19 protein-coding genes and 1 tRNA gene are annotated in these 22,305 nt (G+C 46.5%); 8 read left to right on the top strand and 12 right to left on the bottom strand.

All coding sequences use genetic code 11. The features are described 5' to 3' along the window. Positions 1 to 108: 108 nt before the first annotated feature. From MD588_RS19830 to MD588_RS19785, 10 genes are all read right to left on the bottom strand, one after another. Positions 109 to 2,193: a metallophosphoesterase family protein gene (locus tag MD588_RS19830; RefSeq protein ID WP_265699403.1), complete on the bottom strand. Its 2,085-nt coding sequence runs from the start codon at positions 2,191 to 2,193 to the stop codon at positions 109 to 111. Positions 2,194 to 2,223: 30 nt separating this feature from the next. After that, the gene (locus tag MD588_RS19825; protein WP_265699402.1) at positions 2,224 to 3,339 is read right to left on the bottom strand and encodes a PTS fructose transporter subunit IIC; all 1,116 of its coding nucleotides are present in this window, start codon (positions 3,337 to 3,339) and stop codon (positions 2,224 to 2,226) included. Continuing rightward, positions 3,332 to 3,646, bottom strand: coding sequence for a PTS fructose transporter subunit IIB (locus tag MD588_RS19820; protein ID WP_265699401.1), 315 nt, complete (start codon positions 3,644 to 3,646; stop codon positions 3,332 to 3,334). The genes MD588_RS19825 and MD588_RS19820 overlap by 8 nt, the downstream gene beginning before the upstream one ends. After that, on the bottom strand, positions 3,628 to 4,191 hold the full coding sequence (locus MD588_RS19815) for a hypothetical protein (RefSeq protein ID WP_265699400.1): 564 nt from the start codon (positions 4,189 to 4,191) through the stop codon (positions 3,628 to 3,630). Before MD588_RS19815 ends, MD588_RS19820 begins: the two co-directional genes overlap by 19 nt. A 213-nt stretch (positions 4,192 to 4,404) precedes the next feature. Beyond that, on the bottom strand, positions 4,405 to 4,770 hold the full coding sequence (locus MD588_RS19810) for a SemiSWEET transporter (RefSeq protein ID WP_265699399.1): 366 nt from the start codon (positions 4,768 to 4,770) through the stop codon (positions 4,405 to 4,407). Positions 4,771 to 4,816: 46 nt separating this feature from the next. Then, entirely contained in the window at positions 4,817 to 7,327 is a 2,511-nt protein-coding gene (gene ptsP, locus MD588_RS19805; protein WP_265699397.1) for a phosphoenolpyruvate--protein phosphotransferase, read from the bottom strand. A 130-nt stretch (positions 7,328 to 7,457) separates the two neighbouring features. After that, positions 7,458 to 10,100, bottom strand: coding sequence for a glycoside hydrolase family 38 N-terminal domain-containing protein (locus tag MD588_RS19800; RefSeq protein WP_265699395.1), 2,643 nt, complete (start codon positions 10,098 to 10,100; stop codon positions 7,458 to 7,460). A 13-nt stretch (positions 10,101 to 10,113) separates the two neighbouring features. After that, entirely contained in the window at positions 10,114 to 11,211 is a 1,098-nt protein-coding gene (locus MD588_RS19795; RefSeq protein ID WP_265699394.1) for a PTS fructose transporter subunit IIC, read from the bottom strand. Positions 11,212 to 11,222: 11 nt separating this feature from the next. Continuing rightward, positions 11,223 to 11,537: a PTS fructose transporter subunit IIB gene (locus MD588_RS19790; protein WP_265699392.1), complete on the bottom strand. Its 315-nt coding sequence runs from the start codon at positions 11,535 to 11,537 to the stop codon at positions 11,223 to 11,225. Positions 11,538 to 11,545: 8 nt separating this feature from the next. After that, entirely contained in the window at positions 11,546 to 12,061 is a 516-nt protein-coding gene (locus tag MD588_RS19785; protein WP_265699391.1) for a hypothetical protein, read from the bottom strand. A gap of 488 nt (positions 12,062 to 12,549) precedes the next feature. Here MD588_RS19785 and dbpA point away from each other — a divergent pair, with 488 nt between their 5' ends. From dbpA to MD588_RS19765, 4 genes are all read left to right on the top strand, one after another. Next, positions 12,550 to 13,938, top strand: a complete 1,389-nt coding sequence (gene dbpA / locus MD588_RS19780; protein WP_265699389.1) for an ATP-dependent RNA helicase DbpA — start codon at positions 12,550 to 12,552, stop codon at positions 13,936 to 13,938. Between the two features lie 189 nt (positions 13,939 to 14,127). Then, positions 14,128 to 14,616 (top strand): GNAT family N-acetyltransferase, encoded by a 489-nt coding sequence (locus MD588_RS19775; protein ID WP_265699387.1) that lies wholly within the window; start codon positions 14,128 to 14,130, stop codon positions 14,614 to 14,616. A gap of 586 nt (positions 14,617 to 15,202) precedes the next feature. Continuing rightward, on the top strand, positions 15,203 to 16,675 hold the full coding sequence (locus tag MD588_RS19770) for a C69 family dipeptidase (protein ID WP_265699386.1): 1,473 nt from the start codon (positions 15,203 to 15,205) through the stop codon (positions 16,673 to 16,675). A gap of 202 nt (positions 16,676 to 16,877) precedes the next feature. Then, positions 16,878 to 16,968: transfer RNA gene (locus MD588_RS19765), tRNA-Ser, on the top strand. A 285-nt stretch (positions 16,969 to 17,253) separates the two neighbouring features. Here the strand turns inward: MD588_RS19765 and MD588_RS19760 are convergent. After that, positions 17,254 to 17,424: a hypothetical protein gene (locus MD588_RS19760; RefSeq protein ID WP_265699385.1), complete on the bottom strand. Its 171-nt coding sequence runs from the start codon at positions 17,422 to 17,424 to the stop codon at positions 17,254 to 17,256. Between the two features lie 212 nt (positions 17,425 to 17,636). On the opposite strand from MD588_RS19760, the gene MD588_RS19755 reads away from it, so the two are divergent. Both MD588_RS19755 and MD588_RS19750 read left to right on the top strand, forming a co-directional pair. Beyond that, on the top strand, positions 17,637 to 17,951 hold the full coding sequence (locus MD588_RS19755) for a DUF6506 family protein (RefSeq protein WP_265699384.1): 315 nt from the start codon (positions 17,637 to 17,639) through the stop codon (positions 17,949 to 17,951). A gap of 74 nt (positions 17,952 to 18,025) precedes the next feature. After that, positions 18,026 to 18,832, top strand: coding sequence for a helix-turn-helix domain-containing protein (locus tag MD588_RS19750; protein WP_265699383.1), 807 nt, complete (start codon positions 18,026 to 18,028; stop codon positions 18,830 to 18,832). Positions 18,833 to 18,847: 15 nt separating this feature from the next. Here MD588_RS19750 and MD588_RS19745 read toward each other — a convergent pair whose 3' ends face one another. Beyond that, a complete protein-coding gene (locus MD588_RS19745) occupies positions 18,848 to 19,123 on the bottom strand; it encodes a nitrogenase-stabilizing/protective protein NifW (protein ID WP_265699382.1) in 276 nt (91 codons plus the stop codon). Between the two features lie 332 nt (positions 19,124 to 19,455). Here MD588_RS19745 and MD588_RS19740 point away from each other — a divergent pair, with 332 nt between their 5' ends. Further along, the gene (locus MD588_RS19740) at positions 19,456 to 20,682 is read left to right on the top strand and encodes a carbohydrate porin (RefSeq protein ID WP_265699381.1); all 1,227 of its coding nucleotides are present in this window, start codon (positions 19,456 to 19,458) and stop codon (positions 20,680 to 20,682) included. Between the two features lie 162 nt (positions 20,683 to 20,844). After that, positions 20,845 to 21,948, top strand: coding sequence for a hypothetical protein (locus tag MD588_RS19735; RefSeq protein WP_265699380.1), 1,104 nt, complete (start codon positions 20,845 to 20,847; stop codon positions 21,946 to 21,948). The last annotated feature ends 357 nt before the right edge of the window (positions 21,949 to 22,305 follow it).

The following is a 22,305-nucleotide window of genomic DNA, read 5'->3' as shown; positions in this document are numbered from 1 at the left end:
CTGTTCACCTTTTTAAGTTGTGTTCTTCAAGGTGATTGTTGGGAAATGTTTAACTCAACAATCAATTGAGCAGTGAATCGTAGGTTCCTAAATTAGTGCCGCTTTAAGTTATTTAGACTTGAGGTCCGAAATGGAGCCGTTTTCTAAATCGAGCATAAAGTGGTAGCTTGGATTGCCGCTGGCAAATTTCGTCAGGATGCCGAACAAGCCGCCAAAGCGTTGTTTGAATACCGTGCCAAACGGGCTATTTTTATCAATGCTTTCAGGCTGGAGCTGCTTGGACAGGGTTTTGGCGAGCAAGCTATATTGTGGCATGCGGGCACGATCAATATCTTTGAAGGCTAATTCATCGGCGTTGCGTAAGCGGTAGAAATCGACGGCTAGATCAAAACCGTTCCAGCGTGCGAAATCCTTAAGGTTTAGATTTGCTTCGCGCGCTAATGTCTCTGCCTGCTGGCGGGCCTGCGACCATGCTTTGGCAAAAGCGGGATCCGGGATGCTCTCTGGATTGAAAGAGGTGCTCTGCTGCTGGCAGTTTTCAATGGCCTGACGTCCTTGAGTCATCGCCGCAACCTGTTCTTGACTTATTGGGCTGTCGAGCTGACTGAGGATTAGCATCTGTTCGCCATCTAAGCTAAATACCATCTGTTTCAAATCACAAGGCCACTCCTCTGGCAGGAATCGCATGCGAGTTAGTTCGGTGATATGCCAGTTGGTAAATTCATAGTAGTTACGCGCAGTAAGTACATCCTTATTCCAGATTTGTTTTGCTTTGATTGCGTCTAGGTGTTTCCACTCTTGCTCGTAGTGCTCAAATAGTTCATTAAAGCGCGGTACCTCATCCAATATGACAGTTTCCACTTCAACTTGCTGTTTTTCTTTGAAAGTTAGTAGCTTATATGCAGGTACATAGGCCGCCATTGATGGCGCCTGAATATTGAAGAGGTAGCTGCCGTCATCATAGTGTTTCACGCCGGTATCATTAAAGTGCATGTGGCCACCGACGTGTAGTTTAATGCCGGTTTGGGCTAATGCTCGGCTGACGTCCTCTTTAGGCGAACGTGCCAATTGGAAGTTACCTGGGCCGAATATATCTTCAATGGTTTCAGCGGCACCATTATAGAACTCGGTCATCGGGAAATGACTGAAGGTGACCAGTGTTTTGCCTTGTTTTTCAGCTCGTGAAGCGACAGTCTTCATCCATTCGATGACATGGGCTTTGTGTGTCAGCATTTTGTTGTATCCGGCATTGCCTGATCCAGAAAAGTTGTCGGCCGATTCTGGATTTTCAAGGTCGGCATCTGCTTTCGGGATATAGACATTGGCATCAATCGCCAGTAGCCAGAGACCTTCAACCGGCTCTACGAGATAGCTGGTATCCGGTACCGTTAAACAGGCTGAATAGCCTTCCTGCTTATAGTCGCCGCCTGTCCCCTGATGGCAGATTTCATACTGTCGCTGGGCATAGCTGGCTTCATCTTGTGCTGTTGAGAAACGGTAATTTTTCTGGGTGTAGCTTGAGTATGGCGTTTCCCAGTAGACGTTTGTCGCCTGTGGGTAGAAACCAAAATCAGCGAGCTCGCTCAATAGTCCTTCATAACCGAATTCACGGATTTCCTCAGTGCAAATCGTCGGTAATTCATGACCGGCATCGATAACTGCTGACGGGCCTTCATATCCCTGGCACTCTTTGGCACCGCGGCTGAAAATACGTTGTGTTTTGCCATCTTGCCCCAAGAAATCACCTTCGCCACTGGCGCGGTCAAACGGCCTGACCGGATCGTGGTTGCCGGGTGCGGCAAAAAACTGGATACCGTATTCCTTGGAATAGTGGTCAAGAATCTTTTTCAAGCCTCGGATATGGACCGGCTGGCCGTCATCGCTGAAGTCACCCGGTAGGGCCACATATTTAACCCCGCGCTTAACTGCATCATCCAGCGCGGCGATCAAGGCGAAGTAATTTTCATTAAATAAACGGGTTGAGGTCAACTGGGCATACATGCTGCGAATTGTCGCAAATTGTCCGCTTTTACTGTTTTTTAAACCTTGGTAGCTGCCATCTTCGAATTGCCCGTATACATCGTGGAAATGTATATCTGGCATAAATGCCACTTGGATTTCTTCAGCGGCGACGGGTGTAACCAGTCCGCATAGAAGTAACATCGCCGTACTGCATTTTGTGATCCTTTTCATCGAAGGAATCTCCATTAGATACATTTGAAATTAGGCTTTAGTTATTTTGAACTTGGGTTTGGCTTCTTGTTTTTCAGGTAAGTCTTCACCTTTGAAAACCAGCATTGATCCTAGTGCGACAATCCCGGAGCCAACCGTAATGGCGAGGACATAAACGCCCCAGCTTTCGACGGCCAGCCAGCCATAAAATCCCGATATCGGGGCACGGTTAACGGCGCCCAGACCGACTGCGAGTGCGGAGCCTACGGCAGAGCCAATGACGTTGACGATAATGATTTTTGGATTGGCTAAAGCGAAAGGTATTGCACCTTCAGAAACCCCGATAAGTCCCATTAGCGTTGATGCTTTCCCGGCGTCTTGAAGGGATTCTGGGAAACGCTTCTTCCAAATCAAGGTTGCAACACCGATTCCGATCGGTGGCACAATAATAGCCACTTGAGCTGCGGTGTTCGGGTCATAAATACCGGATGCCAACATGGCCATTGCGGTTGTTACTGCCGCCTTATTGATGGGTCCACCCAAGTCAAAGCCAACCATGCCGCCGACCACGGCTGCCAGTAGAATTTTGTTGGTGCCGGACATGCTTAGCAGCCAGCTTTCCAAGCCGCGATTCATTGCTGCCAGCGGGTCTCCGATCACATACATCATGATGATGCAAGACAGTAACGTGCCGCCGACAGGAATGATAAAAATAGGCCCAGCAGACGCGATTGCCTTGGGAAGGTTTATTTTGGTGACCAGTAAGCGAACAATGTAACCGGCGACAAAACCAGCGGCTAATGCACCAAGAAAGCCCGTTCCCAGCTCTTTAGCCAGTAGACCTGCCACCATACCGGGGGCAATACCGGGTTTGTCTGCAATTGAAAAGGCGATATAACCTGCCACGACCGGAAGCATGAGGCTCAGAGCTAACCCCCCGAATCCATCAAAGGCGTGGAACATTCTTACGAGTGCACTGGCGGCCTCACCATGGCTTCCATCCCAAATATTGTCGATGCCGTAAAATGATGCGCCGATTCGCGCGATTCCCATAATTACCGCTCCGGCAATAATTAAAGGAAGCATATAAGAAACACCTGTCATTATTGCTTGTTTAATTTCAATACCAACAGATTTTTCTTTTTTACCTGGGTTGAATTTAGCCATTTTTAATTTCCTCACATAAGGCGTCAAAGACGGCCTCTCCATGTTTTATTGGATCTGATACTGCGCATTCTAATATAGGAAGGTTGATAAACCTGTCTTTTTTGGCTATGGCAACTTCAGATGCAATAATACAGCCATCAGCACGAGAAACATCTTCGGCGGTAATTTCATTTTCAATACCAAGGCTACCTTGAGTTTCTACTTTTACCTCATGTCCAAGAGACTTACCGACCATAGCCAGTGATTCTGCTGCCATATAAGTATGAGCAACGCCTGTTGGACATGCCGCTACACAAATAAAATACATATTGTTTCCTTTCTTTGATTTAGTTGTTGGTCAAATAAAAAGACAAAAAAGCACAGCGGCAAAATGGCCTTGCTGTGCTTTTTAACTTGATTAAGGTGGGAGTGATCTGAGGTGCAGAGAATGAAACGCAAGATAAGACAAACAGTAGACTGCCCGCCGACGGCAGGATCACCGGCATGGCGATAACAAGTCAACATCTGAGTTGATGCCGCGTCATTACTGATATGAGAGAGCACGGTTTGCCTAACGGTGCGTAGCTGAACTGCAACTTTTTGGGTCGCCCCTAGTTCTGGTTTTTCTTTTTTGGGGTTATATCTGCCAGCAAGGAGACACTGTTCACTTATCCGTGACCACAATGTATTCCACTGAGATGAAATTTCATCAAGCTCTGTAAACTCCAGTTCTAGATCATCACACGACTCTAAATCCACTGGTGTCGGCAATAATAAAAAATAGATGTTTTTCAGAAAGGAAAAAACAAAGGGAGTCAAAATATCGACACCTTTCTTTATCATTCTTCCTGTGTAAAACAACCATTTTTTCATTAAAAATATTCTCGACAAATGGATAGGTAACATAATGATATTATCAGCAATATAATATTGATGACTAAGACAGCGATCACATTACTTAATTTAACTCTTGTAATAACAAAATCAACTTAAAAAATTGTTGTTATATAATAAGTCTAATTAATTTAAGTGCAAACTGTATTTTATAAATTCTGAAATTGAATACAGAAAATGCTTTTTTCAATATTAAACTGGCGTATTCTGGTTACCCTCCTTTATATTTGTTTTTATCTTCAAAAATAATACAGTGCTTGCTAATAACAGAGTAATACCATTACCGGAAATCAGTGGAATGTCCCCTGACTTCAAGCCATAAACCAACCAGCAGAAAACACCAAACACAAAAATAATGTACATGGATAGCGATATCCCTGATGTATCACGGGTCTTAAACGTATGGATAACCTGCGGCAAAAATGACAACGTTGTACAACTGGCCGCGACAATCCCCAACATTGCAGGGTGTTCAAGCAATAGAGGAAAGCCGCCGGCCACGATCCCGATTATTGCCAGCCACCCCAGGTATGGCCGAGGTTGAGAAATAACACTCATAAATTCATTCCTTAAAATGGAAAATGATGATCACTGTTGTTTTGGGTTAGGAGGCCTGTTCAAAGAGGCAGGCTTTGAGCTGGCTGACAGTCTGTTCGGCATTTGAAGAGTCTGTCAGGCTATCCCTGAAATCCTTATGCATGAGTTTACGGGCTAGTCGGGAAAAAATATTCATATGCGTACCATCCGTGTCATGGCTAGCAATGGATAGCATGATGACCGTTGATACTCTTTCATTGTCTTTTTCACTCCAGAGAATAGGTTGAGCAAGGTGTGCCACGGAAATACTATTATGTAATACATGTTCTGACTTACAGTGCGGCACAGCGATACCAAAGCCCAGTGACGTTGCAAATATCTCCTCGCGATCCCAGATAGCCTGTTCGACATAATGGCCTTTGCTGGCTCGGCCATGCAATTCTAGCGTATCGGTTAGTGCTTTAATCACGCTGGCTTTATCTATTGCTTTACTATTGTGAATGACCAGCTTGTGATCCAGAATTTCAGGCTTACTCAGTTGGTTATAAAAATCCTCGACCAATGACACAACCTGTACGGGGGATTCTGCAGCCAGTGTTTGATGCAACAAGGCTAGGCATGACTGGTTGTCAAGCTGACTTAGCTGCGCACGCATGGCAGGAATTTTAGGGGCAGGCAGACTGATTTCATCAAAGCCCATTGCGAGTAGCAGTGGCAATGCATTGATATCACTAGCCATCTCTCCGCACAGACCAAGCTGTACACCTACTTTTTTAGCTCGGGTTGCAATATCGTTTAGCAAGCCAATAAAGCTAGGGTTCATGCTGTTATACAACCCACGCACTTGGTGGTTACCACGGTCACAGGCCATAAAGTACTGGGTTAGGTCATTACTGCCGACCGAGACAAAATCGATCCACGGTGAGACTTTCTCCAGCAGGTAAAGGGTGGAAGGAACTTCGAGCATAATTCCCAGTCGCCATTGACCCAATATGGCCCCATCATGACTCAGGGCATCGGCACATTGCTGGCACACCTGATGTACCCACTTCACCTCGTCCACGCACGAAACCATTGGGATCATAATATCAACAGCACCAAATTCAGAGGCCCGCAGGATGGCACGAAGCTGGGTTTCAAATATGCTCCGGTATTCGGGATACATCCGAACAGCTCGATATCCGAGAAATGGGTTTTCTTCTTCGGGCAGACCAAGATAGGGCAGCGGCTTGTCACCACCGATATCGAGGGTACGAATTATTGTTTGTTTACCTTGGGCTGATTTAATCACTTCAGCGTACGCCATAAACTGTTCCTGTTCTGATGGAGCCTGATCCTGTTCCATGAACAGCATTTCAGTCCGAAACAATCCTATTCCTTCCGCGCCGCTGGCAAAGGCCGGGCTTGCCTCTTCGGCAATGGCAATATTGGCGTAGATAGCCAGAGGTGTACCGTCTTTGGCAATCCCTTTGCTGTTAATAAATGGCTTAAGCAACTGCTGCTTTTGTTCGGCTTTATCTTGTTCCATCTGATAGAAATCCAGTACCGGCGACGACGGCTGTTTGATCAGCACGCCGTGGATGGCATCTATGATCACCTGCTCGGTATGGCTGACAAAGCGCTCAGGGTGCTGAATACCTGTCAGCACCGGAATGCCAAATGAACGCGCTAGAATCACGGTATGCGATGTCTGTCCGGCATGAGAGAGAACGAGCCCGTTTAGCTGGGATTTATCGAGTGCCAGCAGCTCACTCGGGGCCAGGTTATCGGCAATAACCACGCTCTCCTGGTTGATGACAACGGGGCTTCTAAGTGGTTTTCCGACCACGGTTTCGGCGAGCTGGGTGCAGATATCCTCGATGTCCAGCGCCCGCTCTTTCAAATACGTGCTACTGCTTTTCAGCATGGGGGCTTTCAGTTCGTCTGCCGCCGCCGCTATCGCTTTAAGGCTATTTTTCTGGTTGATGTGTTTTTCCAGAGTTTCAGCAAACTGGCTGTCCGCCGCGATTTGTAGGTGTGCCCGTAGGATCTCTTGCTCATTTTTGCCGGATGCAGCCACTGCCTGGGTTAATTTTTCAATCAATGAGCTTATACCGGTGGTTAGTGCGGTTTGAATCTCATTGGTGGACTGAATAGGACTATTGCTTGCAAGCTTGTGCAGATCGATCTGGTTGATTATTACAGGGATACCTTTGCCGATCCCCTGACACACAATTTGGCCGCGAACAAAGTCTGGGTTAGCCATCGCAAGTGATATGGGTAACGCTCCCCCTTGATCAGTTTCGATCGTTTCTAGCGGCGTGTCGCAGTGAGCAAAATCGTTGCTGATATAAGCGTGTAGTCTGTCATACGCTAAATCTTGATCGCTGCCTTCAAACTGAAGCTGGCACTCATCACCGAGAGTGACATCCGCCCCGACAAGTGCGAGCACACTCTTTGCGTTTGCCAAGGTGCCCTTGGTGGTATTTAACAGGGTAATTTGGCACTGAAAGTGTTTGGTGCGGTTTTCTAGTTCGGCGGCCGGCCGGGCATGAATACCGTTTACCAGTTCATTACGAAATGAAAATTGTCTGGTCATGATTTTACCTAATTGTTGTTGATTCACAGGGGCTGAGCCTCTCGCCATCCCTGAGGATGACGAGGGCAGTCACCTTATTGTTCTTAGTTAAGTTACGCGTCGCTTACTGTCAGGAGCTAACACTTAGCCATCAGGTTCTAGGCGTCAGGCGCAGTGCCATCAAGCTGTGGGGCAGTACTTCATCCCGTTCACAGGCCGCCCGCAGGGAGTGTTCCATACCGTCTGCAATATCAACCTGCCAAGCTCCGGTAAGGCGTCCGAGGGCTACCGGTTTGTCAGCGGCGTTGATGACCCTGACAATGATGGCGTTGCTATCGTTTTCAGCTTGTTTGATCGCGCTGATAGCAAGCCCCGGGTTGTCGAGGGCAAACAGGCTGAAGTTTTGTGGTGCCGTAAAGCGTGGCGGTGCAATCATGAATCGCTGAATTACACCGTTATGCAGGCTCAGCGGTTTGCTCAGCCACTGCTTAACTTGGGAACAAAGCTCTGCCTGCATGGCATCACCGTCAAACGGGTAAACGGCTAATCGGAATGCCAATGGCTCCTTAAGCTGGGAGTCAGGGCTGGCATCTGGCAGACCTGACAAACGTCCGGGACGGTATTTCAGCTCCGGTTTACCGACATAACCAACCGAGCGGAACAGCGTGATGGCAACGGTGTCTGGGTACTGTTGGTATTCTCGGATACCGTCAGTGAATACGGCTAGGCCGCCTTTCGCCGTTTCTGCCGCAACTAGGCTTTGCATCGGGTAAATGGGAACTGGAGCCGATGTCCAGCCTTGCTGTTGCCAGACGGCCAGTGCCTCGGCATCATCACCGCGCCGGATCAGGCCAATTGGCTGATCAGCAATGGTTTCCGAACGGAGGAAGTCACCGTTGATATGCAATTGCAGGCGATGATCCTCGATTTGGTTATCGAGTTGGATATCGATATCAACCTGGTGGGCATCTTTTTCCAGGCTCAGTACCATGGTGATATCTTGATCAACCGTTGTGAGCTGGTCAGCGCGCTGCGCCAGATTTAGTGGCAGCTTGGCACGGTATGTGACCTCCAATTGTGAACGCAGTGCGCCATGTACCACAGATACGGCGACCGGTGTTTGGCAAAAATTCACTTTAAGGTCGTTGTAGGGTTCAGAAAAATCATAGTTATCGCCGTCATCACCACCGTCGACCAGCGTTAATAGATCATCCCAGTGCTCATTGGTCGCGTGTTTTGTCAGTGCGATTTTTCCGTCACAGGCTACCGAAACGGTCAGTAAGTCGTTGCTGATCATATTGCCGCTGATTGTATTGCTGCCTAGCATCCTGTTGCTTTCTGGCTTGGTAAGTGCGACTTGGTCGGCGTCACCGTCAGGTAGGCGTTCAATCGTTAGGAAGCGATAGCCGCAAGGCGGTAATGCCTCAAGCTTTGCGATAACACGATGGCGATACCATGATTTAAAGCGCTCATCGCCCAGTGTGGTCGGGTCTTGCACTATAGAGTTGATATCAACTAGCTGGCAATCCAGAGACTGAATATCCGCTTCTTTCCCCTGGTCACAGAGCGCGAACTGTCGCGTAGGCAATACCAGATCGAGTTCGATGTTGGTTGTTCTCTTCACAGGCAGCGGGTTGAATATCATTATATATTCCCCCTGCTGATCGCCTGTCGCAGCATCGGCCAGCTGCTTTAGGGTGATGTCTTTTAATCGTTCGGCATTTTCTTTGACCGCCTGAATGCGAGCTTTGACTTGCTGGTTGACCGGATCAGTATTGCAGCAACCAATAGAGTCATGGGCGTGGCTCTGCATCAGCTGCTTCCAGTTCTTTTCCATCAGGCCGTACGGGTAGTGCAATCCCATTTGCGTACCGACGGTCAGCAAAGGTTCGAGCTGATTGATCAGTAGATTTTCGACATCGCTGTTGAGCTTCTTGATATCGTAACGGGTTGAGTAGATCCCGCGGTGAATTCGGCTGTACTTACCGTAAAGCATTTCGCTTTGCACTGTTGCCAGAGGCTGATTTGCCACCGCCGTGAAGTATTCGTCAAAATCACACAGCTGGTAGTTGTAATCCCGCTCCTGATTGGCCTGATTGATTGCCGATACGGCCTTGCGTTGCCATGGCTTCTGATCATGTCCGCCCATAAACAGAAAGTGTTCGCGAGAACATTGCCAGTTAGGAGATTCCATTGATTGGTCGAGTCCATCAAGGTGCAACTGCATAGGCTTCATGCCTTGAAAGGCGCTGTAGCCAAACTCCAATACCGCGGTGGTGACTTTACTGCCATCCGGTGCTTGCCAGCTAAACTCAGTATTGGGAGAAATACCTTCCCAGATCCCCCGCCAAAAGACACACTTGTCGATATCAAAGTGCTGCAATAGCTGCGGAAGTTGCGCACTTTGTCCAAATGAATCGGGAACATAGCCGACCTTCATTACTGCGCCAAATTTCATGGCATCTGCATTGCCCCAGTAAAGGTTACGGAGTTGTGATTCTCCGTGCACCACGCACTGATCTGTCTGGGTATACCAAGGGCCAACCAGTAGCTTGTCTTGCTGAACCAGAGCCTCGATACGGGCCTTATCTTCAGGTACAACGCTGAGGTAGTCTTCCAGCATGACGGACTGGCCATCGAGTACAAAACAAGGCAGATCCTCGTCCTGCTCCAGTTGCTCGAGTACCTGCTGCATTGTAAATACCAGCAAAACCTGTGATTCTTCGGTACTGAAATACCATTCGCGATCCCAGTGAGTATGCGGAACGATATACGCTTTTTTATTGAGTGACATACCTATTCCACCTCTATGCGGATTTAATTTCTGCTGACGGCATGGCTTGCTCGTTAGCTTTTTGTTTCAGGTACTGACGTTTCATCAGGATGGTTGTGCCGATTGCGACAATTGCCACACCGGCTGCGATCGAAAGGGTATACAGCACGAAATTTGAGGAGAGAATAATTGCCAAAATGCCGGCCGCAGGAGCCTCAACAATGGTGTCCAGCATGATGACGCAAGCGGCTGCAACAGCACTGCCAATGGTGTTGATGATAATCAGCGCCGGATTGGCCAGGATAAATGGAATGGCGCCTTCGCTGATCCCTACACAAGACATCATTAAGGCCGCGCGACCGTTCTCCTGGAGCTCTTTGGTGTAATATTGCTTGGCAATCATTGTTGAAATACCAATCCCGAAAGGGGCCACCATGATGGCGATATGAGAGGCGGTTACCGGTTCAAAAATACCTTGAGAGAAGAGCCCCAAGCTCACCGTGATCGCGGCCTTATTGATTGGCCCGCCGAGGTCAAACCCCACCATTGCGCCTAATACGGCAGCCATAATAATTTTGTTCCCGCCGGACATATCGATCAGCCAGCTTTCCAAACCGCTGTTTAGGGCAATAAGTGGAACCCCGACGATATATTTCATTGCAAACAGCACGATAGCCGAGCCGAGTAATGGGATAATCACCATAGGAAGCAGGCTTCTGAACTCTTTAGGCAGCTTGATATTGGCCAGCATCCAGCGCACCAGATAACCGACCATCAGACCACCGAGCAAAGCACCGAGGAATCCCATTTGCATATCACGCGCCAACATGCCGGCAATCAGCCCCGGCGCGATCGCCGGTTTACCGGCCAGACCAAAGCCAACAAATGCTGCAATCACAGGGAAAAGCAAGGTCAGGCCATATAACCCGAATGTTTTTAAGTCACTTATTATCTGAGCTAAAAAACTATTATTTTCAGCTATATTAATTCCGGTAATACTTTCAAATAAAGATCCGAATGCTAATAACATCCCGCCAGCAACAATAACCGGGATCATATAAGATACCCCGGTCATAAGGGCTTCTCTTAATTTATCTATTTCAGTTTTTTCTTTTTTCAATAATAGGGCCATGATGGTGTTCCTTATTGATTATTTATTATGTGCATCATTGTTTCATAGACGGCCTGAGGTTGTTTTATTGGATCTGCCACGGCACACTCTAATTTGGCTAAACCTTCAAACCTTTCCATTCCATCGATTGCAATCTCTGCCGCGATAATGACTCCGTCGGCTTGCGCTATATCTTGTGATGTAATTTCATTCTCAATGCCAGTACTTCCCTGGGTCTCAACTTTTATTTCCCAGCCTTTTTCTTTACCTAAGACATCCAGCGCTTCAGCAGCCATATAGGTATGGGCAATTCCAGTTGGACAAGCGGCTACACAAACAATAAACATATTCACCTCTACTTCAGCATCGTATGCTGTTGAACGTTGAATGGAACAAAAAAAGCAGCAACCACCGTTAGGTGATTGCTGCTTATAGTATTGAAAACAAGTGATTTGTTTGGGTTTGTATCAATGTTCTGCGTTAGGGCGAGAGCAGTGATGTATCTCGCATCAGCTGGGGCGTGACGATAAAAACCAACAAGCTTGATTGCAGAAACAGATTTAGAAAAATACAAATGACTACGGCTGATAACTAAAAACAGAGTTTTGACAAGCTTGGCGCGTGAGTGGGTGTCTTGTTTCCAGCAAGATAGGTTATTCGCCGACCAGCTCTGTATGCGTGAGCGAATACATCCCCCGATTTTCACATAAAATTTATTATAATTTGATGCGATTTCATCAAGCTCTACGTCATTGCTAACAGTTAATTCATTTGATTTTTCAATACAAACACAAGAAAAAATAACACTTACCAAAGTGTGTAAGACACTTTGGGTAAATGCTATTAATGATTGTGTGTTTATATTTTTCACTATAAACCTCCATGGATTAAAAATTGATAATATACGTATAGGCGATATTAGTATGTGAAACAAATCACAGATAAAGTATTGTATATTTAATCAACATCAAGTTTTTTTCGGAACAAGCATTTTGAATTTACTTGGATATATAGGGAATAGGTTGTTAATTTTGAAGTGTTAGTTCAGTTAGTCTGGGTTATCAGAAATAAGCGACAAAGCAATTAATGATTTTTAATTTTTCTCTTATATACACGGTTTGATGGTTGTCACTGTCCCTATTGCCTACCCGAAGGCCACAGGGACTTTGGTTTACTGCCATCCTTAATTCATTCCAAAATTCATGTCAGCATCACCGTTGTCGGCTTGTGGTCATCTCTTTTCAGTAAATTGTTTCTTTTACCGCCAAAGGCTGGTAGTGTCGCAGCCCTTAAAACAGCGTCTATTGCGCTATCTGTTTACTGCTGCCAGACGTTCCAGCATCACATAGGATACTTCCCTTGAGCCAGACTGCTTTCTCGACCCTGAATCTGAAACCGGATTTACTTTCAAACTTGTCTTCGCTTGGCTATGAAGCGATGACACCAATTCAGGCACAGAGTCTGCCGCATATTCTTGCTGGTAAAGATGTGATTGCTCAGGGTAAAACCGGTTCGGGCAAAACTGCAGCCTTTGGTTTGGGTTTGCTGGACCACCTGAATGTGAAGCGCTTCCGCGTTCAGTCGCTGGTGCTTTGTCCGACACGTGAGCTGGCGGATCAGGTTGCCAAAGAGATCCGTAAGCTGGCTCGTGCTATTCATAACATTAAGGTGCTGACACTGTGCGGCGGTATGCCGTTTGGCCCGCAAATTGGCTCGCTGGAGCACGGAGCACACATCATCGTGGGCACACCGGGCCGAATTGAAGAACACGTACGTAAAGGTAACCTGAATCTGGATGATCTGAACATGCTGATCCTGGATGAAGCTGACCGTATGTTGGAAATGGGTTTCCAGGACGCATTAGATGCGATTATTGATGCCGCTCCAGAGCGCCGTCAGACATTGCTGTTTAGTGCAACTTATCCGAAGCAAATTGAATCAATTGCTAAGCGCATCATGCACAAACCTGTGATGGCGAAGGTTGAAGCCACCCATGACAATAGCAGTATCCAGCAGCACTTCTTCAAAGTAGAAAACAACGATGAGCGTATGACGGGCCTGCGCCTGCTACTTTCTCAGCATCGTCCTGAATCGACTGTCGTTTTCTGTAACACCAAGCGTGAAACGCAGGAAGTGGCAGACGATCTGGAACGTTACGGTTTCAGTGCGATTGCCCTGCACGGAGACTTGGAGCAGCGCGAACGTGATCAGACTCTGGTGCGTTTTGCCAACAAGAGTGCCTCTGTGCTGGTGGCAACTGACGTGGCTGCCCGTGGTCTGGATATCGATGCGCTTGATGCGGTAATTAACTATCACGTTGCCCGTGACACCGAAGTGCACGTTCACCGCATCGGCCGTACTGGCCGTGCAGGCAGCAAAGGAATTGCCTGTTCGTTCTTTAGCGACAAAGAGCACTACAAGATTGCCCTGCTGGAAGACTACCTGGATAAGACTATCGAAGGCGAGGAGTTGCCTCCGATGCATCTGCTCGATCAGCCGACCCATCGTCCAGCGATGGTAACTCTGCAAATTGGTGGTGGTAAGAAGCAGAAAGTTCGCCCAGGCGATATTCTTGGTGCCCTGACTGGCGAGAATGGGATTGCAGGCAACCAAGTTGGCAAGATCAACGTATTTGATATGTGTGCCTATGTTGCCGTGAGCCGCGAAGTCGCTCGTGCTGCACTTAAGAAACTGGAAAACGGTAAGATGAAAGGCCGATCGTTCCGCGTGCGTCAAATTCGCAGCTAAGTACTTTTTCATCAATATCTACAAGCCCGTTCCGGTATTACCGGAGCGGGCTTTTCTTTTTAAACCGTCCAAACCCTCTTATTAACCATAGAGTCGATCCCATATTGGATTGCGACTTAGTCCCATCGTTTTGCTTTTGAACTCAACTCGGGCAGGATAGGTTGATAGCTTTTAGCAAGGAGGCCAAGAGTGTTAACCATCAGAAAAATGCAGGAGGTTGATCGCCATGCTTTATGCGAGCTAGCGGTTGCTGGATCTCAGTCGGATTTTGTTTTACCCATTAGTGAGACGCTGCAAAATCAGCAATCATCGGAAGACTTCCATGTTATATGTCTTGAGGACGCTGGGCTTAATAGCCAAATTATTGGCTTTTTTATCCTCGACCACGCCTTCGCCACTTATCCTGAATTTAGCAAATTGGGCGAGCTGGGCTTGCGTTCATACTTTATCGATAGTCGTTTTCAGGGGGCTGGGTATGGGGGGCAATCTTGCCGTCTGCTGAAGCAATATGTCGTTGAGCATTATCCGTCAGTTACCAATCTGGTATTGACGGTCAATCTACGAAATACCCGAGCCATAGCGCTGTATCTTGCCTGCGGTTTTTTAGACTCGCAAAAACTCTATTTGGGTGGTCCCGCTGGGCCGCAACAAATACTGTATTTACCGTTGGAGCAATAAATCGTTAACCGGCTTTACAGTGTAAACTGGTTGCTTATTAGGCAGTGTTCTTAAAGCACTACACTAGTGAATAACCTCCTTGATAGTGAATAAATATCCGAGAAAGTGAGGTGGCGCCACGATTGAACAGTATTGAGTCAGTTGCGAACAACGCAGTATTAACGGTTTCGAAATGACGCCTTGGAAAAGTTAGAACTGTCCGAAAGCGAGCTCAATTGTTTGTATCGTTATTTTTATTCGATCTTAATTATCTATTTTCAAGTGGTTTGGATAATTTAGAGTGAAAACCAAAAGTCACTCCTCTGTAGTGTTGCCCGACTCCCTTCTTATTAAGAACCGAGTCTTTGCTGCTTTCCCCCCCTTATGCCTTGAGTGCATATCATCCAGATAGTGAGCATGTCGTCAGTTTTATTCTTCCGTTTTTTTTGATTATTGATAGCGTGATCGACTAAACAATAAACAACATTCCAGAAAGATACACTTCATTGTCGGTATTTATTGACATAAATAGCATAAAAAAGATAAATATCACCATAAATGTGAATAATTATTCTCTGTGGTTTGTATTCCTACAAGGAGAGATACGATGAAAAAAACGTCTGTAACCCTATTGTCTGCAGCAATTCTGTCCGCACTGAGTATGAGTGCCAACGCGTGTACTGGTCTTATTGTCGGTAAAGGCGCATCTGTTGATGGCAGTATTATGATTGCCCGCAACGAAGACTTCGGTATCAATAACTGGAATAAACACTTGGCTTATCGTCCGGCTAAAAAGAACGAAGCGGGTGAGTGGAAGTTAGGTAACGGACTCGTTGTTCCTATGCCAGAGCAATTTTACGGCTATTCGGCGATCCCAGACTGGGACGCGCATACCGTCGATAGCAACGGTAAGTTTTATGAAGAGCGTGGTATCAACGAATTTAACGTAGCGATTTCGGCTACCACCAGTGCCGAAGTGAATGACAAAGCGCAGGAAGTCGACCCGCTGGTGGAAAACGGTGTGATTGAGGCTGTGATACCGACTTTGATCCTACCTCAGGTGAAAACGGCAAAAGAAGGCGTTGAGCTGCTCGGCAAGTACATCGAACAATATGGAGCGGGTGAAGGTAACAGTCTGTATATTGCAGATGTTAATGAGGCATGGTTGGTAGAAATTGGCTCGGGGCATCACTGGATCGCGGTCAAGGTGCCGGATGACAGCTACGCCATGATTGCTAACGGCCTGCGGATCCACGGTGTTGACCTTAATAGCAAGGACGTACTGCATTCGAAAAACTTGCTGGCCTTTGTGCAAGAGCATCAATTGCTGGATAAGCCCAATGCAAAATCGTTTAACTTTGCCAAGGCCTTTGGGGTGGTAGGGGATGTCTATAACATTGACCGTGAATGGCTAGGGCAGAAAATGCTGTCGGCATCGAACAAGCAGGAAACCAGGCAGGATCAGTACCCGTTATTTATGAAGCCGGATCAGAAAATTTCGGTTCAAGATGTGGCTAATGTACTGGGGGCAACTTATGAAGGTACGCAGTTAGAGGCCAATGGCGAGCGGCCAATGCGTGTTGAACGCCAGCTTGAATCTCATGTTATTCAACTACGTAAAGATATGCCGAAAGAGTTGCAGGGCTTGATTTGGCAGAGCTTCGGGGTATTGCCTGAGTCGGTGCTGGTACCGTTATATTCAAGCTTGCAAGAGTATCCAACGCCTTACCAAACCGGTAGTGATACCTATACTGACGAGTCGGCTTATTGGCAGTTCCGTAGCTTAACGGCATTGGCGACGGCTAACCCAGATAAGTACCTGCCGATGCTAAAAGAGACATGGGATAAAGAGGAAACCAAGCTATATCAACAAGTCAGCAGCCTGGATGCGACACTGAAGACTCTTTACCAATCGGACAAGCAAGCCGCGTTGAATATGGCCTCTGATTATTCGTACGGTCAGCTACAACGGACATTATCGATGGCGACTGAAATTCGCTATAAGATGATGACGGATCTGACTAAGAGCACCGAGAAGAAATATTCTGAAGAAGAATTCAAAAAGATCATGAGCCTATAAGTCGCTTTCGGTGAAAACATACAGCCCTCGGACGCACTCGTCGAGGGCTTTTTTATGCCATTGATTCAATGAATCAACAATTAAATCGGTCGTTTTCGGGTGATAATTGCCCTGGCAATGGATTGGGTGATCAAATGCTGAGCGGTTGGTTTTGTGGAGGGTTTACAAGTTTAGAGACCTTCCGTATTATGCGCCCCACAAAGGAGAGATGGCTGAGTGGTTGAAAGCACCGGTCTTGAAAACCGGCATACGTTTGTAGCGTATCTAGGGTTCAAATCCCTATCTCTCCGCCATATTTAGAGAAGGGCGCTGATAATTCAGCGCCCTTTTTGCTATTACGATATGGTGAACCAGGGTTCAAATCCGCGATACCCAGAGCCCTCCGCCATATTCAGAAAAGCCAGCTTAATTGCTGGCTTTTTTGTTTCCGGGCGTCGCAATCATCCACAATAGGAGTGACAGGGGCTTATCGTTTAATATCAATCTCTACCCCTTACCCTGCAGCAATAGAAGATGCAGTTGTAGTTATCGAAAGGCCTGACGGGCATTCCTGAGGTTTTATCTGGAGAATTCAGATGTTAGTTTTTCTCAAATGTTGCGGTGCTCTTAATTATTAACGACATAAACTCTGTTGACTCATCTTGTTTAGGGGAACTTTGCATTGCTTGAGTACCTTGGCGTAAGCGTGCTTTCAGCTCTTCCATTTCTTTTTGGATGGATTCGGAACGCTCTGCAGTGGCGCTTTTCATGACGATGACCTTTATAGCTATTGATTAAGTACAAGCATTATCATTAAATATTTTGATGCTTGATAGTTAGTTACTATCTGTAAATTAGATGGTTTGCTGTGAGCTCTTCGTTGGCCATTATCTATAGTTTCTACCATTGGCGTATTTCTACAATCCTCACCCTCGGGCTAACTGTACGATGGTTGCCATTAACGAAATGAGGAAGCCAACACATGTCAAACGTATTTAAAGCCGCGTTCATTTTTGTCGCCCCAGAAGCAAACCCGTTAACCGATTACTCGTGGGTCCGTACCAAGGAAGTGCATGTGAAGAACATTGCCGTTTCCGGTTATCAGGAAGCTTGTGATCTGGTGGATTCATTGGCTGATGAAGGAATTAAGGCTGTTGAGCTGTGCGGTGGGTTTGGCCACCAGGGGGTTGCCGAAGTCGTCAAGGCGGCAGGGGATCGTCTTCATGTCGGGGTTGTTCGCTTTGACAGGCACCCTTGCCTGGATTTTGCCAGTGGCGATGAGTTGTTTTTATCTTGAGGAATAATCACTGCCGAGGGAGCCTGTTGAATAAACAGGCTCTATCTATTGAGGCGGTATGCTAAAGTCACGCCATGCAAACATTACTTATCAGGCCAACCTCACCGCTTGGCGCCTATATCACTCAGTTTTGGCTATGGGAGCAAAGCAATCCCCTAGTGATCCCCGACATATTGCCGGGTACCGGGGTTGAGATAATGTTTAATCTTGGCGCTCCGCTGGCTATTGAATTGCCGACACAAACGCAGCTGAAATCCGGCGATGGACTCGTGATATGTCCGCGTAAGTCTGTCTTCAAGATGAAGGCGACGGGGGCGACTAAATTGCTTTCGGTTCGTTTTCGCTCTGCAGGGTTCTTCCAGTTATTTGGTGTCCCTTTGACCGCCATTGCCGATCAAATAGTGGAAGCGAGTCAAATCATGCCCAAAGAGTTATTGTTGCGGATCATAGAGTCTGGCTCGAATATTGAGTTGATATCACTGCTGGAAGGCTGGTTAATGCAGCAGATTAGACCTAAGTCTTCCGGAGCCACAGAGCTGGAGTGGGCAATTGATCAAATTTATTACCAAAACTGCCATGATGTCATTGTGAATGTTAAGGGAAGCTTGAAGGTCAGCGAGCGAACATTTCAGCGTAAGTTCAAGGCCTATACCGGGGTTGATGCCAAATACTTCGAGAGGACATCGCGCTTTCAATCAACATTAAGAGCGCTGCTAAGTGGGCGCAGCCATCAGTATACAAGTGTTGCCCTGGATCACGGCTATTACGATCAGCCTTATTTTATTAAGGAATTTAAGCGCTTTACCGGCCAGACGCCTAAGCAGTTCCTTACGGAAGAAAATTTCATGCTGAACCACTATAACAATGAAATATATGATTAATGATTCTGCTCTAATTTAACGACGTTGACACGAAGTACACCCTCGACAGGCAGAGCGGGTGTGGGGATCCAAACGACTTCGCTGTACTTTGCAATATGCATTTTTAAGTGCGCGACGGGCTGAAAACCAGTCATCTGGTTTTGCAATTATCAAGTATCCGTTAAAGCGCTTCACCAATTGTGTACGGTATTCGTCGATAAAGCGGCTATCAAAGTCAATTTCGAAATACTCTAACGCTTGCTCTATTGAAGTAAAACTGGCGATAGTTTGGCGAATATCGGTTTGGCTCATAATCTATACTGATGGAAATATTTCCACCAGTCTAAGAGATCTTGGGTAGTCAATCATTGATGTAATACGTATTTCGCCCGTATTTTTATATGTGGATATTGAAACATCGGAGCCAAACAATCATTAAGTGTCCCTCTTGATCTCCACACTTGACCACCTGTTGTCTATGATTCTCGTTTAAACAGGCATTGGGGTAGGGTTTGATGCACCGGCGATGTAAGTCGTTATAGATGATTGTTGCCAGCGTGCTAAGTGTCGTCCAATGGTAAATTCTTGTGATTAAAGATCAATACACTCAGTTAGACTGTAACTGTTAAATGAGTGTCAATAAGATGAACCATCGATTAACCAAGCTTTGTATCATATTTTCATCACTATCTATAATACCTTCGGCCTTAAGTAGCGATTTAGGAGGACCGGGGTCTGTCGAGAGTAAAATTTCACAGCAGCCACTTTCAAAAGCTTCGTGGCGCGAACAATTAGCTAGTGATGGTTTCACTTTTGGGTTGGAGTACAGTTCCATTGGACTAACATCTCCCGACGGCTCTCTTGGTAACAATGTCGAAAGGGCCTCTGGTTTGGTTCAGTTATATGGCGAATGGAATTTGCTGGGTAACCAATCAGAAACTTTTGGCGGCATTGTTTGGAAAGTTGGTCATCGTCATGGATATACGGAAACACCTGTTTCGGGTATTACTTTTAGCGATGACTTTACGGGAGGACCGGAAGGTTTAGGTTATATAGGAATGATTGGCTCTATCTACAGTGACGTAGGTTTCTTAGTAACTAATCTTCATTGGAAGCAAAAATTTAATGGTGGGAGAACATCAGTTAAAGTCGGGTGGCAAGACGTTACTGATTACGTAGATACTTATGCGTTAGCAAACCCTTTAGATGGTTTTACAAATCTAGCATTCTCAACTGGCTCTGGTGCGATGGGAATACCTGATGAAGGTGTATTGGCAATATCTGCAGGCCATATGGTTACCGATAATATTTATGTGATAGCTTCTCTAGCGGATGCTAACGGTAAATCGAAGGACATATTCGACGGATTTAAAACTGCCTTTGATGAGAGTGAATTTTTTACAGCCTTAGAGCTGGGTTGGACCGTTTCTCAAGACCAAATCTATACCGACAATGTACATATTACATTGTGGGATTTTGGTGAAAACACACGTCATAGCAACGCAACAGGAGAAGGCGGTAAAGGTATCAACTTCTCTGCCAGTTACTTTGTGACGCCGCAGATTATGCCTTTTATTCGCGGCGGTTTCTCTGAAGGGGATGTTGCCCTTTATGACAAGTCGATCAGTGTTGGCTTAGGTTATTTTGGTTTAGGTAAATCAACAAATAATCTAGGTTTCGCTGTTAACTGGGCAGAAACCAATGAAGTTGCTTTTGGTAGCGATGAACAATACACCACAGAGCTATATTACAACATGCAGTTTGGTGAGCATTTACAAATCGCACCTGATATTCAATATATTAAAGATCCTGCTTTTTCTAATGAAAGTAGCGCATGGGTATTTGGTGTGAGAGCTCGCATATTTATCTAAAAGACAATTTAAGGTCTGTGCAGCGTAATCAGCTAAGCTGACGTAAGCGGTATCATTCAATTATTAGGGATGGTAATCATGGCTTTTGGGCATAAGGTTGCGGGGAAGTCAAAGTGGTGGATATGGACTGCGTGGGCCATAGTTGCTGCCGGGCTTTTGATATTGCCCCCCCTGGCTGGTGCCATCCTCACCGGTAAGTCGCTGCCACAGTACCTGAGCCTGCAGCCTTCGACGCTCTATGTGGAGCATCCTCCTTTTTCCTGGCCAATATTTATCTTACTCTCCTTATTGATCCTGGTCTGCATACTGCCTTTTCTTTATCGTCTGGTGCGCACGCCGGGGAGTTCGGCTTCTCAGCTATTCCCGTTTCCATGGTGGGGATGGCTGGGTATCGTGCTGATCGCCTTGAGCTGGTCACTGGCCTGGGCGAATATCGATACACAAAGCGGCTGGCAACGCTATAGTTTCACGCCACTCTGGCTTGGCTATATATTGCTATTAAATGCCTTGGGGGTGAGACGTAGCGGAAGCTGCCTAATGCTAGAACAGCCAGGTAAATTTTTATTACTCTTTCCCGCCAGCGCACTGTTTTGGTGGTTCTTCGAATATCTCAACCACTTCGTGCATAACTGGTACTACCTGGGACCGCCTATTTCTCCGTTGACCCGCATTCTGACCGCCAGCCTGTCTTTTTCAACCGTGCTTCCTGCTGTACTAAGTACTGTCTACTGGATGGCAACTTTCCATCGCATGCATCGTGCCTATACCCACTATTGGGTGCTCAGGGTGCCATATCCCCGGGTGTTTGCCGTCATTGGATTGGTCGTTTCTACTCTGTCTTTATTTGCTTTGGGAGCATGGCCGGGCTCTTTCTACCCCTTGGTCTGGGTATCGCCATTGATTGTATTGCTGTCGCTACAGGTTCTGTCAGGGAAACGGACTGTCTTTTCTTCACTGCAGGAAGGAGACTGGCGCCCCTTCTGTCTGCCGGCTCTGGCCAGCTTGCAATGTGGCTTATGTTGGGAGCTATGGAACTACGGCGGGATGGCTCCCTGGAAGTACAACATTCCATTCGTGGACCGTTTCCATCTGTTTGAAATGCCTTTGTTGGGCTATGCCGGCTACTTCCCATTTGGACTGGAATGCCTCTTAGTTGCTTCCTTGCTGGGTATTGAAGTATATACAGCACCAGCCGTTTCACTTTCCTCTAAAGACAATCCCATAAATTTCTCCAATTCAACGGATGAATACTCTAAGCGGGAATAAGGCATATTGAATTGGTTTTGTGACCCTGTAACAAAGTGTGGCTGTTTTCTAGTGTTTTTCGTGTTCTCCCTTGAACTTAAATTTTGGGGGCAATATGAGGTGCGGGAGTAATCTAGTAAGAATGTTGTTTGCTTCCTCCTTTGTATTGAAGAGTATTGCGCCTTTCTTTCTCCTCATGCTGTCAACAATCTAGACTAAGGTCTAATACATATTGTTAACAATTAACTTGATAGAAGCCGATTTTGAAGCTAGATTTGTTCATAAGTTGATCAATTGTTGACAATGATGATGACCAAACAAGAAGTAGTATTTGAAACTGTCGACAATCCTGCTGAGCACGGGATTGCGAATAATCCC

Origin of the sequence: Photobacterium obscurum (assembly GCF_026191635.1) — a bacterium.
GTDB classification, from domain to species: Bacteria; Pseudomonadota; Gammaproteobacteria; order Enterobacterales; family Vibrionaceae; genus Photobacterium; species Photobacterium obscurum.
This window is presented reverse-complemented; position numbering and strand designations above follow the sequence as displayed.

Bases quoted from the DNA above. Each gene is read 5' to 3' on its own strand.
- MD588_RS19820 (WP_265699401.1), bottom strand. From the start codon at position 3,646: ATGTATTTTATTTGTGTAGCGGCATGTCCAACAGGCGTTGCTCATACT.
- MD588_RS19745 (WP_265699382.1), bottom strand. From the start codon at position 19,123: ATGAGCCAAACCGATATTCGCCAAACTATCGCCAGTTTTACTTCAATA.
- MD588_RS19830 (WP_265699403.1), bottom strand. From the start codon at position 2,193: ATGAAAAGGATCACAAAATGCAGTACGGCGATGTTACTTCTATGCGGA.
- MD588_RS19825 (WP_265699402.1), bottom strand. From the start codon at position 3,339: ATGGCTAAATTCAACCCAGGTAAAAAAGAAAAATCTGTTGGTATTGAA.
- MD588_RS19750 (WP_265699383.1), top strand. From the start codon at position 18,026: ATGCAAACATTACTTATCAGGCCAACCTCACCGCTTGGCGCCTATATC.
- MD588_RS19760 (WP_265699385.1), bottom strand. From the start codon at position 17,424: ATGAAAAGCGCCACTGCAGAGCGTTCCGAATCCATCCAAAAAGAAATG.
- ptsP (WP_265699397.1), bottom strand. From the start codon at position 7,327: ATGACCAGACAATTTTCATTTCGTAATGAACTGGTAAACGGTATTCAT.
- MD588_RS19795 (WP_265699394.1), bottom strand. From the start codon at position 11,211: ATGGCCCTATTATTGAAAAAAGAAAAAACTGAAATAGATAAATTAAGA.
- MD588_RS19755 (WP_265699384.1), top strand. From the start codon at position 17,637: ATGTCAAACGTATTTAAAGCCGCGTTCATTTTTGTCGCCCCAGAAGCA.
- MD588_RS19790 (WP_265699392.1), bottom strand. From the start codon at position 11,537: ATGTTTATTGTTTGTGTAGCCGCTTGTCCAACTGGAATTGCCCATACC.
- MD588_RS19810 (WP_265699399.1), bottom strand. From the start codon at position 4,770: ATGAGTGTTATTTCTCAACCTCGGCCATACCTGGGGTGGCTGGCAATA.
- MD588_RS19770 (WP_265699386.1), top strand. From the start codon at position 15,203: ATGAAAAAAACGTCTGTAACCCTATTGTCTGCAGCAATTCTGTCCGCA.
- MD588_RS19740 (WP_265699381.1), top strand. From the start codon at position 19,456: ATGAACCATCGATTAACCAAGCTTTGTATCATATTTTCATCACTATCT.
- MD588_RS19815 (WP_265699400.1), bottom strand. From the start codon at position 4,191: ATGAAAAAATGGTTGTTTTACACAGGAAGAATGATAAAGAAAGGTGTC.
- MD588_RS19800 (WP_265699395.1), bottom strand. From the start codon at position 10,100: ATGTCACTCAATAAAAAAGCGTATATCGTTCCGCATACTCACTGGGAT.